The following is a 13,061-nucleotide window of genomic DNA, read 5'->3' as shown; positions in this document are numbered from 1 at the left end:
TTTTACATTCTGAGGGTGGTTTTTCAACGTTCAATGGCATTCTCCCCTGCCTTTATCGGAAAAACCATCTTTTTCAATTGAAATAAACTCCCACTCGTAATAATTCGGATACAAATTGAACTTAATCACGCCATAATCTCCGCGATGGCGAACTTCACTGCCTTCAATCTCGTCGCCAAATCCACGCTGCGATGCCCCCCCTGTTCCCACAATGAATTGGCGAATTCCCCTTTGCTCATCAATCTGACCTTGCGGATTCATTGGCGCAAAACGTTCAAAATGGTGATCATGGCCGGAAACCACAATTTCCGCCCCGTATTGGTATAACACCTGCCAGAAAGGATCCAGCCAGGGCGATCCGCCGTGCACGCCCGAACTCCAGCGGGGATGATGCCAGTAAGCCAGGGTGCATTTTTTATTGGATAAAGCCAGATCTTCCGCCAGCCAGGCGACTTGCTCCGAATCGACCCCGCAGCCAACCCAACCGCAGTTGCTGTTTAACGCAACAATGTGCCAATCGCCCAAGTCGTAACTGTAATACCCCTTGTCAATCTCCCCGGCAGCCGCGCCGAAATAGGCATAATAATCGGCCGCGCGCTCCGTTAAATAATCATGATTGCCCGGGCTGGGGTGCATGCGGTCTTTTTGCCGCCCCCAGGTTGGATCGAAGCACTCAAGATATTCGCGCATGGTCCCATATTCATTGGAATTATCACCAGCGGTGAAAACCGCTCCGGGAATCTGATCCAGCAGTTCAGCCGTGCGGTCATCACCATCCTGCCCGCAGATCGAAATATCTGCCGCGCCAGCAAGCACAACAGGAACCGGTGTTGGCGTGGGAGTGTTGGTCGGCGTAGGAGTTTGCGTAGGTGTAGCGGTGGGAGTGTGTGTTGGGGTTGAAGTAGCAGTGGGTGTGGGCGTCAGGCTTGGGGTGGGCGTGAAGGTTTGCGGCAGAAATGGAGTAGCCGTTTTTGTGTCCAGAAAGGCCAGTCGAAATTCGTTGAGCCCGCCCTTTCCACCCTGGCCTTGCTGCACCAAGCCGGTGGTCGAACAGGCAGCCATCATAAGTAATATGAGAACAAAACAAAGAAGAAGGACCCTGGTACGCATTTTCTCCTACCGGTTTGCGTCTGTCTGCTACCAGTATAGCATTGGTTGATCAATGCAGGAAAATTGGATAGTAGACAGAGCAGGTGAAATTTGCTATGATCATAATAAACTGGTATGACCTCTTACCAATCAGGAGACCGTATGCAGCAGTGGCAACCTCCTCAAAAACCGGCTGAGCTGACCGAAGCCCGTCTTATCCAAGCCATTCTGGATGATGTTTTTCCCATCAATTCCAACCTGCCTTCTGAGAGAGTGCTGGCCGTTCAATTGGGCACCACCCGCCCCACCTTGCGCGAGGCTCTGCAGCGTCTGAGCCGGGATGGCTGGCTGGAAATCCGGCACGGAAAACCAACCCGCGTGCGCGACTACTGGCAGGAAGGCAACCTGAGTGTGCTGGCGGCGGTTGCCGGGCACTCCGAACACCTGCCCCAACACTTCGTCCGCGACTTGTTGCAGGTGCGAATTTTACTTGCGCCTACCTATATCCGCCTTGCCATCGAACGCGAACCGGTTCAGGTTGAAAGCCTGCTGACGGAAATATTAGTGACGATTCAGGATGCCCCGTCCTTCACGCGCGCCGATTGGCAGCTTCACTTTCAATGCACCCGTTTTTCTGGCAACCCGGTCTTCACCCTGATTCTCAACGGATTCAAAGACCTGTACGCACTGGTGGGAGAGGTTTACTTTTCAAATCCAGAAGCATGCGCGGTCTCCAGGAATTTTTACACGCAGTTATTGGCTTGCGCCCGCAGCCAGCTGCCACAAGAAGCCGAAACCCTGACCCGCCAGGTAATGGAACAAAGCCTGAGATTCTGGCTGGATACGGAAAGGGCAGCAAGTAATTCTTAATTTTTTTGTTCATTGCACTTTTTTTTAGGAGGTCGAAATGTGGACTACGGGATGGCGCGATTCCATTTGGGGCATCATCGATCAGGAATGGGATGTGATTATCATCGGCGGGGGGATCACCGGGGCAGGTGTTCTGCGCGAAGCTGTCAACGCCGGTTACAAATCTCTGCTGCTGGAGGCCAATGATTTTTCTTTCGGCACCTCCAGCCGCTCCTCAAAACTGATCCACGGCGGCTTTCGTTACCTGCGCAACAAGCAGTATGATGTTACCCGAGAGTCAGTGAGAGAACGCGAATGGCTCTTAAAAGAAGCCCAAAACCTGGTTACCCCGCTCAACTTCATCTTGCCCGACTATAAATCCAGCAAAACGCCCCGCTGGCAGCTTTTGCTCGGCGTAACTCTTTACGATTTATACGGCCACAAGTGGGATCACGAGCATCTCGACGCACTGGCCGTACTGGAGCAAGTTCCCTTTTTGAACGCCAACCGCCTGTCTGGCGCTTACCGCTACGGCGACGCCCAAATGGATGACGCCCGCATGGTGGTGCGCATTCTGAAAGAGGCTGTTGAGGATGGCGGTTTTGCTCTGAATTACGCCAAAGTGACCGGCCTGTTGCGCACGCGTGACGGGCGTGTGTGCGGCGTAACGATCAAAGACCGTTCTGAGCCCAAAGGAAGAGAGATCTCCGCCCGGGCAAAAGTAGTGATCAACGCCGCCGGTCCCTGGAGTGACGATATTCGCTCCTTTATCCAGAAACCGCCTCATTTACGCAAAGCGCGGGGTAGCCATCTGATCTTTCCGTTTTCCAAATTTCCTCTTTCTTATGCCATCACCCTGGCCCACCCCAAAGACAATCGCGCCATGTTCGCCATCCCCTGGGAAGGAACCACCCTGATTGGCACCACCGACCTGGATCATCCCGCCTATCTGGAAAAGAGCCAGGACGAACCCTGCGCCAGTCCCGAGGAAATAGAATATATCATCGAAGCCCTGCACACCACCTTCCCCGGCCTCGAGATATCCGCAGATGACATGATCTCCTCTTTTGCCGGGCTGCGCCCCATCATCAGCACCGGCAAAGCCAACCCCTCGGACGAGAGCCGCGGGCATGCCGTCTGGGAAGAGGAAGGATTGTTGACCATCGCAGGCGGAAAATACACCACCTTCCGCATCATGGCCGCCGAAGTGCTCAACCACGCCCGGCCCTTCCTGCCCAACGCGAAACCCTTCCCCACTCGCAAGCGGTTGATTGGCGAAATCCCCGACTCCGTTGATTGCGGGCTTGATATTGAATCGTGGGCTTACCTTGCGGGCAGATATGGCTTTGAGACCCTGGAAATTTGCGTCTGCGCCCAACCCGGAGAATTGGATCATATTGGCCTTTTGCCCAATCGCTGGGCAGAGCTGCGCTGGGCGGCCCGCTCTGATGGGATTATCCATCTGGATGACCTGCTGCTGCGCCGCGTCCGCATTGGAATGCTCCTGCCCAACGGCGCGCTGGATATGATGGATACGATCAAGAAGATCATCCAGCCTGAACTGGAATGGAATGAAGCGCGATGGCAAAGTGAAGTCAACGCCTATCGCGCCATCTGGGAGCGCAGTTACAGCCCTCACCCTTTGGGATAATCCCATTCACAGGAGAACTGCAATGTCTGGTAAAGAGAAAACGTTCACCCCGGCCTGGTTTGAAGGCGAAACGCCGAAGCGATCTTATCGCTCCCTGTTCAAATGGGGCGATCCACAGGGTTTCAAACATCCCAATCACGGCCTGTATCGGCTGATGAAGCAGGTTTTTCATCTCAGCGACGCCGATTTTACCCAGCCCAAAGACCTTGGGCTGCAAGACGTGGACATTGATTTTCCCATTCACATGCGCCCGGAACTGGTGCAGGAACTGGAGCGCATCGTAGGGCGTGAAAACCTGAAAACGGACACGTACACGCGCATCCGCGCCAGCTACGGCAAGGGCATGTTAGACGCGCTGCGCCTGCGGGACAAGATCGTTGAAAACCTGGCAGACGTGGTGCTGGCCCCGCGCAACAAGCAGGAGATTCAGCAAATTTTGGCCTTCTGCCTGCGCGAGCGCATTCCTCTCTACATTTTTGGCGGCGGATCCACCGTCACTCGCGGGATGGAGGCGGTTAATGGCGGGGTCTCCATTGACCTGAGCGTACACTACAACAACGTGATCGCCTTCAACGAAGTCGACCAGACCATTACCGTTGAGGCTGGTATGTCGGGCCCCATGCTGGAAAAAATACTGAATGAAGCGCCGCAGCGGTTCAACGCGCAGCGGGGCTACACCTGCGGGCATTTCCCCCAATCCTTTGAATACTCCAGCGTGGGCGGCTGGGTCGTCACCCGTGGTGCCGGCCAGAACTCTACGTATTACGGCAAAATCGAGGACATGGTTGTTTCGCAGGAATATAACACCCCGCGCGGTATTTTGAAAACGCCCTACTACGCCCGTGAAGCCACCGGCCCCGACTTTGACCAGGTGATGATGGGCAGTGAGGGCACATTTGGCATCCTGACCGAAGTAACCCTGCGCGTATTCCGCCACATGCCCAAGAACACCCGGCGGTACAGCTATATGTTCAAAAACTGGGATGACGCCGTCTGCGCGGTGAGAGAGATCATGCAGTCAGAGACCGGCTATCCGTCTGTCTTTCGCCTCTCCGATCCAGAAGAAACAGATGTAGCCATGCGCCTGTACGGCGTGGAGGGCACCCCCGCCGATACGCTGCTGAAAGCTTTTGGTTACCAGCCCATGCAAAAATGCCTCTTATTGGGCACTGTGGACGGCAGCGCTGAATTTACCAGAACGCTCCAAAAGAAAATCCACGCCGTCTGCAAGCGCTTCGGGGCGTTCACCCTCACGCCATTCCATGTTACCCAGGCCTGGGAAAAAAGCCGCTTCCGCGATCCCTATCTGCGCGAAGACTTGCAAGATTTTGGAATTTTGATCGATACCCTGGAATGCAGTGTTACCTGGTCGCAGCTAAAACAGGTGCATCAAAAAGTGCGCGATGTAGTCAAGCAGCGTCCGAATACGATTTGCATGACCCACATTTCGCACATGTATCCTCAGGGAGCCAACCTGTACTTCATCTTCATCGCCCGCATCGAAGCGATTAATGAATATTTGAACCTGCAATATGCCATCCTCGAAGCCATCCAACAAAATGGGGCTGCGATGAGCCACCACCACGGTGTGGGCAAACAGACTTCGCCCTGGCTCGAAGCCCAGATTGGCACCGCCTGTATGGATGTCATCCGCTGCCTGAAAAATCATTTTGATCCCGACTACATACTCAACCCGGGCGGCACCCTGGGCCTGGATTTATCGGAAGAACAGAAAGCCAAACGCTGGGGAATGCGTTGAATCGAACCCGTAATTTACTCATTGGGATTAAAATGGTTACTACGCCGCTAAACAAGGAGTGAGGATGGCAGCAGAAAATTTGCTGGCGATTGATAACGGAACCCAAAGCGTAAGAGCCATTTTGTTCGACCCGGCCGGAAACCTGATTGCCAAATCACAGATTCCCATTGAGCCGTATTACTCCAAAGCCCCCGGCCTGGCGGAACAGGACCCGGATCTTTTCTGGCGCGCCTTATGCGAAGCATGCCAGGGCTTATGGAACGAACCCGGCGTGGATAAAGAATCCATCGCAGCCGTTTCGCTGACCACCCAGCGCTCCACACTGGTCAACGTTGACGAACAGGGCAATCCCCTGCGTCCGGCCATCGTCTGGCTCGACCAGCGCCGCACAGAAGGGCTAAAGCCGGTGGGCGGTTTATGGGGCCTGGGGTTCTGGTTAGCCGGGGCGACAGAAACGGTGAAATATCTGCAAGCCGAAGCGGAGGCGAACTGGCTGCGCACCCATGAACCTGAAATTTGGAAGAAAACGCATAAATATCTGTTGCTGTCCGGGTATCTCACCTACAAACTGGTCGGTGAATTTGTCGATTCGGTCGGCAGCCAGGTAAGTTACTTGCCCTTTGATTACAAACGCCAGCAATGGGCGCGCTGGTACGATTGGAAATGGGAAGCCGTGCCCGTGCCCCAGGAATACCTGCCGCGCCTGATCCCCGTTGCCAGCCCGCTGGGAGAGATCAGCCAGGCGGCGGCACAAGCCACCGGTATCCCGGCCGGTACGCCGCTCATCGCCGCGGCCGCCGACAAAGCCTGTGAAGTGATCGGCTCTGGCTGCCTGGATCCCTCGATTGCCAGCCTGAGTTTCGGCACCACTGCTACCATTAACACCACCCACAAACGCTATATTGAGGTCATCCCGCTTATTCCACCCTACCCTGCCGCCGTGCCTGGTTATTACAGCCTGGAGATTCAAATCTACCGGGGGTATTGGATGGTCAAATGGTTTAAGCAGGAATTTGGATTGGTCGAGCGCATTCTCTCAGAAGAGCGCGGCGTGCAGCCCGAAGACCTATTCGACGGGTTAGTCAATTCGGTAGCCCCCGGCTCGAACGGCCTGGTTTTGCAGCCTTTCTGGTCGCCCGGCCTGAAGTACCCAGGCCCCGAAGCGCGCGGAGCCATCATCGGCTTTAGCGACGTGCACACCCGCGCCCATCTCTACCGCGCCATTTTGGAAGGCCTGGCCTACGCGCTGCGAGAGGGCAGCGAGCGCACCACCAGACGCAGCGGCGTGCCCATCACCGAGCTGCGCGTCTCCGGCGGGGGCAGCCAGAGCGACGCGGCCATGCAGCTCACCGCTGACATTTTCAACCTGCCTGCCGCCCGGCCTCACACCTACGAAGCGTCCGGCCTGGGCGCGGCCATTGACGCGGCTGTGGGCAGCGGCATTCACCCCAATTTCGAAACGGCGGTCAAGGAAATGACGCGCACCGGGAAGACCTTTGAGCCCAGCCCCAAAACTCACGCGGTGTATGATGATCTATACAAATCGGTGTATCTGAAGATGTACAGCCGCCTTTACCCGCTTTACCAGTCCATTCACACCATAACCAACCACCAGTCATAAGACGCACAGTTAACAACCAGGCGGCGATTCCCCCCGCCTGGTTTTCCATTTCCTACTTGAATCCGCTATAATCTACCTGATGGAAAATCACCCCCCCGCAGTTCTGCTGGTCTGTACGGCCAATATCTGCCGCTCGCCCATCGCGGAAGGCCTGCTCAAAGCCCTTGTAGCGCGCCAGGTTGAAGGTGGGTACTTCTGGCGGATCGAATCCGCCGGCACCTGGACGCGTCCCGGTCTGCTGGCGGCTCCTTTCAGTGTTCAGGTGATGGCCGAGCGCGGCATCGACATTTCAAATCACACTTCACAATCTATCGAAGACGTGGATCTGTCCGAATTTGATCTCATTCTTACCATGGAATCTGGGCATAAAGAAGCCATCCGTGTGGAGTTCCCCGAAACCCGCGAGCGTGTATTGATGCTGAAAGAACTCGTGAATCAAAAGACCCCGATCGCCGACCCGGTGGGACAACCGATCGAAGTCTTTCGCCAAACAGCCAATGAAATCGAACAGACCCTCCATCAGGGTCTGCCCGTCATTCTTCAAATGGTCAGCCAGCAGCGCAAACCTTAATCTACTTTCTTTCCACACTCTGTGCAGAACTTCGCGCCCGGCTGCAGTTTCGCGCCGCATTCCGGGCAGTGCGCGTTTGCTTTTAGCTTAGCGCCGCATTCCGGGCAGAATTTGGCATTGACAGCTTGCGGCGCGCCGCATTCTGGGCAGGAAGCGCGGATTGTCTCGCGCCAGTTGCCCTCGGCCAGTTTCTTGTCCTCTTCGGCCATCTTAGCGTGTGCCCACACTTCTTCCACTGACCGCGAGCTTTGCGCCGCGCTCATCTCCACGCCCAAATCGGGGCTGCAGTCTTTGCACAAACCGCGTTTTTCATTCCAGCAGCGGTCTTTACACACCCACGAAGAACAGCGCGGGCACTGCACAAATTGCGGTTTCAGCTCTTGCGCTGCCTCTTGGAAGGCTGCGTCATGCGCCCTTTCATAAGCGGACGAGCTGACGCTGTTTCCCACATTAGCCGCGCGGCTGAAGAGACCGCCCAACAGGCCGCTGGCGGTATCCAACGCGTCAGACACCATCCCCGCCGCGAACGGGCGGAAGCGCGTGCGGTAACCATTTCCGCAGCGATCGCAGAAAAATTCAAATTGAAATCCCTGGTTGGTGCTTTTATCCTGATAGTTGCGTGTGAATTGGATCGAGTCGCTCACCGTTCTAGCTCTCCTTGAGGATTGTGGATATAGGGGTAAGAAAATTGTATCCCCAAAACTGAAAAAAAACACCCCTGGCGGGGTTAAAAAAAATATCAAAATTGAAAACCAGGAGAGTATGCTTCAACTCTCCTGCAGGCTGATCTGATCGATATTGTAAGGCGTGCGGGGAAACTGCACCGCTGCTCGTCTGTTTTCTAGCTGGCCTGTTCAAGACGATCCAGGTCATCATCCAAAGACTTGGGAGGCTCTTGTGCCCCCAGGCTGCGGATGTAATGTGACAGGACAATCAGCTCGGATGACAGGTCCATATTTCGCACCATCACATCATCCGGAACCTTCGGGCGCAGCGTGGAGAAATTCCAGATCGCCTTAATCCCGCCCGCCACCATCGCGTCGGCCACAGCCTGGGCCGCATCGGCAGTGGTGGTGATGATTCCAATCCGGATCAGCATGCGCTCTACCAGGCTTGGCAGTGCGTCCACGGGCAGCACCTGCAAATCTCCCACCTTATTGCCAATTTTTTCCGGGTCATTGTCGAACAGCACCACAATACGTAAACCGACCTGCTCAAAGCCGGGGTAGAGCGCCAGCGCGCGCCCCAGGTTGCCTGCGCCTACCAGCACGGCTTCTTTGTCATTCATCAGTCCCAGATAATCTTCAATAATCTCAGCAAATTTTTGCGTTGGATATCCCACCCGGCTGCGCCCCTGGCTGGGCAAAAAGCTGAAATCTTTCCGCACCTGTTCAGGCGTGGTGCCAGCGGCAAGAGCCAGATCACCGGAAGAGAGAAATTCAAGCCCCTTTTGCGAGGCGCTCTTCAAGTGCCGGTAATATGCCAGCAGCCGCCGTAAACTTGGAATAGGGATCCCCATATTATTCATGACCGAATCGTTTCCAATCGTGTATCGTGATTATTTTCACGATACAAATTGTATAGTACAGAAAGCGAAAAGTCAAGTTGGTCTGAAATATTCTTGCCCAACCCATTTTTCGATTAATAATAAGGATTTTTGCTTGTTTTTTTCAGGTGAAGTGTAACCTTTTTTAGAACGCGGTGTTTTTTGTATTGATCGCGTAAAACAAAAAGGAACCCGGCAACCTCGCAGTCAGAACCGGCACAGGCTGGTTCGTCCTTACTCCATTCTTTCCTGAAATCACAATATCCATTTCCAACCGCGCCTCTTTGCAGAGGTGATGGATTCGTGTTGCCGCATTCCATAATCCATGTATAGAGATCGACATGAATGAAAAGACGCTGCAAAAAAAACTGGATCAGAAACGTCGAGAAGCCCTCGCAATGGGAGGAGAACAGCGAGTTTCTGCCCAGCACGCAAAGGGAAAACTGACCGCCCGCGAGCGAATTGAACAGCTCCTCGACCCCGGCACCTTCGTGGAAACCGGCATGTTCATCACACACCGTGCCGCCAGCCTGGGGATGGATGCCAGCCACCCGCTCGGCGACGGGGTGATCACCGGCTGGGGAAAGATCAATGATCGCCTGGTGTACCTCTACGCGCAGGATTTCACCGTGATGGGCGGTTCGGTGGGAGAAGCCCACGGGAAAAAGATCGCGCGCATTATGGACATGGCTTACCAATCCGGCGCGCCGTTAATCGGCATCAATGATTCCGGCGGCGCCCGGATTCAGGAAGGCGTTGACGCGCTGGCTGGCTACGGCGATATTTTCCTGAGAAACGTACGCAATTCTGGCGTCATACCGCAGATCACGATCATTCTCGGCCCCTGCGCGGGCGGCGCGGTATATTCTCCGGCCATTACCGATTTTGTCTTCATGGTGGAAAATATTACACACATGTTCATTACCGGCCCCGACGTGATCGAAGCCGTCACTCACGAAAAGATTTCTGCCGAAGAATTGGGCGGAACGGGCGTGCACGGCAAGCGATCCGGGGTGGCGCATTTCAGCGCACCCGATGAGAAAACTATTTTCGAGCAAGTGCGTTGGCTGTTATCTTTCATCCCCGCCAACAACCTCTCCCCCGCTCCTGAACCGCCATCGCTCGATGAACCGACTCGCCTCACCCATGAACTGGAAACCATTGTGCCCTTCAACCCACAGGTGCCGTATGATGTGCATCAGGTCATCGAAGCCATCGTGGATAACGGTGAGTTTCTGGAAGTTCAGGCGGAATACGCCCCCAACCTGGTCGTTGGATTTGCGCGGCTCAACAAAGCTACCGTGGGGATTGTAGCCAACCAGGCTGATTACCTGGCCGGTGTGCTGGATATCAACGCCTCCGACAAAGGCGCGCGCTTCATCCGCTTTTGCGACGCCTTTCACATTCCCCTGATTACATTCATTGACACCCCCGGCTTTTTACCCGGAAAAGATCAGGAGTACGGCGGAGTCATCCGCCATGGGGCCAAACTGATCTACGCCTACGCGGAAGCCACCGTGCCCAAATTATCGCTCATTCTGCGCAAAGCCTACGGCGGCGCGTATATCGTGATGAGTTCCAAGCACCTGGAAGGAGACCTGAACCTGGCCTGGCCCAACGCTGAAATTGCCGTGATGGGGCCTGAAGGCGCAGTCAACATCATTTACCGCAAAGAGATCACCAACAGCGACAACCCAGCCCAAACCCGCGAAGAACTCACCCGCGCTTATCGTGAAGAATTTTCCAATCCCTACATCGCCGCTTCACATGGGTACATTGATGACGTCATTGACCCTGCTGAGACGCGCTTGAGATTGATTCAAGGATTAGAAGCCCTGCGTGACAAACGCCGCAGCGCTCCCAGCCGCAAACACGGCAATATTCCACTCTAATCCTATCTGGCTATGATCACCCTGCTTGAAAACGTTGAATGGAGGTATTCCATGAAAGTGCTGGTTGCCAATCGAAATGAGATTGCCGTGCGGATTATTCGCACCTGCCAAGAAATGGGACTGAGAACTGTGGCGGTCTACACCGAACCAGATCAAGAAAGCATGCACGTCTGGCTGGCTGACGAAGCGGTTTGTATTGGACCTGCGCAAGCCTATCTGGACGCGGACGCGGTCATTCAAGCTGCCATCCAAAGCGGCGCGGACGCCATCCATCCCGGATACGGATTCCTGTCCGAAAACGCCGCCTTTGCCCAAAAAGTGGAAGAGGCTGGGCTGGTGTTCATCGGACCCCGATCAGAAACCATCGCCCTGCTGGGCGACAAATTATCCTCGCGCAAAGCGGCAGAACAGGCCAGCCTGCCTGTCCTTCCCGGCAGCAATGGTCCCCTGCCACGCGAAATTCCTCTGGAGATGATGGACAACGTAACCTTCCCGGTGCTGGTGAAAGCCACCGCCGGCGGCGGCGGGCGGGGCATCCGCCTGGCCACTTCGCGTGAGGAGCTGCCCGACGTCATCGCCGCCGCGCGCAAAGAAGCCAAAGCCGCCTTTGGGGATGATACCGTTTACCTTGAATCGCTGGTACAGGACGCGCGTCACATTGAAGTACAAATTCTGGGTGATGGTCAGGGAAAAGTGCTCTGCCTGGGAGACCGCGAGTGTTCCATCCAACGCCGCCGCCAGAAACTAATTGAAGAAGCCCCCGCCCCCGGGTTAAGCAAACGGCTTCGCAAAGATTTGTGCGAAGCCGCGGTGCGCCTGGGCAGTTTGCTGCATTACCGCTCCCTGGGCACCGTGGAATTCCTGGTCACGCAAGAAGAAGAATTCTTTTTTATCGAAGTCAATCCTCGCATTCAGGTGGAACACCCGGTCAGTGAAGCCGTTCTGGGGTTGGATCTGGTCAAACAACAACTGCTGCTGGCGGCAGGCCATCCTTTGACTCTTACCCAGAAAGACATTGTGGTGAAAGGCGCCGCCATTGAGGCGCGCATCCTGGCCGAAGACAGCGCCCAGAATTTTATGCCTTCCACGGGCGTGATCAGCTACGTCAGAGAACCGGGCGGGCCGGGCATCCGCGTGGACAGCGCCCTGTATCAGGGCATGGAAGTCAGCGCGAATTACGACTCGCTGATTGCCAAAGTAATCGCCTCGGGCGAAGACCGCGCCTCTGCCCTTGCCCGCTTGCAGCGCGCGCTGACCGAATTCGCTGTCAGCGGCATTGCCACCGATGTGGAGTTCATCCTACAAATCATCCAGAGCGATTCCTTCCAAAAAGCCAAAGTAACCACCACCTATCTGGACAGCTTCGCCCCTACCCCAGCTTCATTTGCCGATGGCATGCGCGAAGCATTGGCCATCGCGGCGGCTCTATACAAACACCAGCGTTTGAACGCGCCCAAAACTCACATTCCGCTGCCTGCCTACAACAACAAGTGGCAGCAGGCCGCATGGAGAGACCAAATGCGAGGAATCGGCTAGGAGCGGCTGAGCATGCCAGATTATCTTGTAACCATCGAAGGCCAGGATTTCACCATCTCGGTCAATGGGGAAAACATCCTGATCAATGGCAAACCCGCCCAGGCCGCGCTAAAGCAGCTCAATGAATCCGGGCTGCATTTGCTGCTGCAAGGCCAGGAAAATATCGAACTGGTGCTCAATGAACAAAGCGATGACCAGTTGGAGGTGTCGCTGAAAGGGCAGCGTCTCATTGCTCAGGTGATCAACCCTTCCAACCGGCACAAAAGCCAAAAGGCTCGCGCGGAAGAAAATGCGGTTCTGGCTCCCATGCCAGGTCTGGTGATTGAAATCCAATGCCAGCCGGGCGACCAGGTCGAGAAAGGCCAGGTGCTGGTGATTTTGGAATCCATGAAAATGCAAATGCAGCTGCGCTCTCCTATTCCGGCGGCTGTGACATCCATTCCTGTTCAGGTTGGTCAGCGCGTGGAAAAAGGCGATCTACTGGTGAAATTCGACTCACCCGCTGGCGCCCAATAGACACAACCGAAAAAAATCCTTAACCAGGTGA

11 protein-coding genes are annotated in these 13,061 nt (G+C 55.2%); 8 read left to right on the top strand and 3 right to left on the bottom strand.

Annotation, left to right across the window (positions count from 1 at the left end; translation table 11 throughout):
- Window positions 1–30 precede the first annotated feature (30 nt).
- Complete coding sequence (locus ADN00_RS16255; protein WP_160317551.1) at window positions 31–1,110, bottom strand: metallophosphoesterase family protein; 1,080 nt, start codon at window positions 1,108–1,110, stop codon at window positions 31–33.
- A gap of 141 nt (window positions 1,111–1,251) precedes the next feature.
- Between ADN00_RS16255 and fadR the strand changes: the two genes are divergently transcribed.
- The 5 genes from fadR to ADN00_RS16230 all read left to right on the top strand — a co-directional run bounded on the left by fadR (window position 1,252) and on the right by ADN00_RS16230 (window position 7,540).
- Window positions 1,252–1,959 (top strand): fatty acid metabolism transcriptional regulator FadR, encoded by a 708-nt coding sequence (fadR, locus tag ADN00_RS16250; RefSeq protein WP_075064063.1) that lies wholly within the window; start codon window positions 1,252–1,254, stop codon window positions 1,957–1,959.
- A 37-nt stretch (window positions 1,960–1,996) separates the two neighbouring features.
- Window positions 1,997–3,589, top strand: a complete 1,593-nt coding sequence (locus ADN00_RS16245; protein ID WP_075064062.1) for a glycerol-3-phosphate dehydrogenase/oxidase — start codon at window positions 1,997–1,999, stop codon at window positions 3,587–3,589.
- A 22-nt stretch (window positions 3,590–3,611) separates the two neighbouring features.
- Window positions 3,612–5,348, top strand: a complete 1,737-nt coding sequence (locus ADN00_RS16240) for an FAD-binding oxidoreductase (RefSeq protein ID WP_075064061.1) — start codon at window positions 3,612–3,614, stop codon at window positions 5,346–5,348.
- Window positions 5,349–5,412: 64 nt separating this feature from the next.
- Window positions 5,413–6,969, top strand: a complete 1,557-nt coding sequence (locus tag ADN00_RS16235; RefSeq protein WP_075064060.1) for an FGGY-family carbohydrate kinase — start codon at window positions 5,413–5,415, stop codon at window positions 6,967–6,969.
- 79 nt (window positions 6,970–7,048) lie between these two features.
- The gene (locus ADN00_RS16230) at window positions 7,049–7,540 is read left to right on the top strand and encodes an arsenate reductase/protein-tyrosine-phosphatase family protein (protein WP_075064059.1); all 492 of its coding nucleotides are present in this window, start codon (window positions 7,049–7,051) and stop codon (window positions 7,538–7,540) included.
- On the opposite strand, the gene ADN00_RS16225 is transcribed toward ADN00_RS16230, so the two are convergent.
- Window positions 7,537–8,184 carry a zinc ribbon domain-containing protein gene (locus tag ADN00_RS16225; protein ID WP_075064058.1) on the bottom strand — a complete coding sequence of 216 codons (648 nt, stop codon included), beginning with the start codon at window positions 8,182–8,184 and terminating at the stop codon, window positions 7,537–7,539. The genes ADN00_RS16230 and ADN00_RS16225 overlap by 4 nt on opposite strands.
- Before the next feature lie 197 nt (window positions 8,185–8,381).
- Window positions 8,382–9,068, bottom strand: a complete 687-nt coding sequence (locus tag ADN00_RS16220; RefSeq protein ID WP_075064057.1) for a redox-sensing transcriptional repressor Rex — start codon at window positions 9,066–9,068, stop codon at window positions 8,382–8,384.
- A gap of 359 nt (window positions 9,069–9,427) precedes the next feature.
- Between ADN00_RS16220 and ADN00_RS16215 the strand changes: the two genes are divergently transcribed.
- From ADN00_RS16215 to ADN00_RS16205, 3 genes are read left to right on the top strand one after another with little or no spacing between them, the layout of a single operon-like run.
- On the top strand, window positions 9,428–10,978 hold the full coding sequence (locus ADN00_RS16215) for an acyl-CoA carboxylase subunit beta (RefSeq protein ID WP_075064056.1): 1,551 nt from the start codon (window positions 9,428–9,430) through the stop codon (window positions 10,976–10,978).
- Between the two features lie 51 nt (window positions 10,979–11,029).
- Window positions 11,030–12,514 carry an acetyl-CoA carboxylase biotin carboxylase subunit gene (locus ADN00_RS16210; protein WP_075064055.1) on the top strand — a complete coding sequence of 495 codons (1,485 nt, stop codon included), beginning with the start codon at window positions 11,030–11,032 and terminating at the stop codon, window positions 12,512–12,514.
- A 12-nt stretch (window positions 12,515–12,526) separates the two neighbouring features.
- Window positions 12,527–13,030 (top strand): acetyl-CoA carboxylase biotin carboxyl carrier protein subunit, encoded by a 504-nt coding sequence (locus ADN00_RS16205; protein WP_075064054.1) that lies wholly within the window; start codon window positions 12,527–12,529, stop codon window positions 13,028–13,030.
- Window positions 13,031–13,061 lie beyond the last annotated feature (31 nt).

This window comes from Ornatilinea apprima, from assembly GCF_001306115.1.
GTDB classification, from domain to species: Bacteria; Chloroflexota; Anaerolineae; order Anaerolineales; family Anaerolineaceae; genus Ornatilinea; species Ornatilinea apprima.
This window is presented reverse-complemented; position numbering and strand designations above follow the sequence as displayed.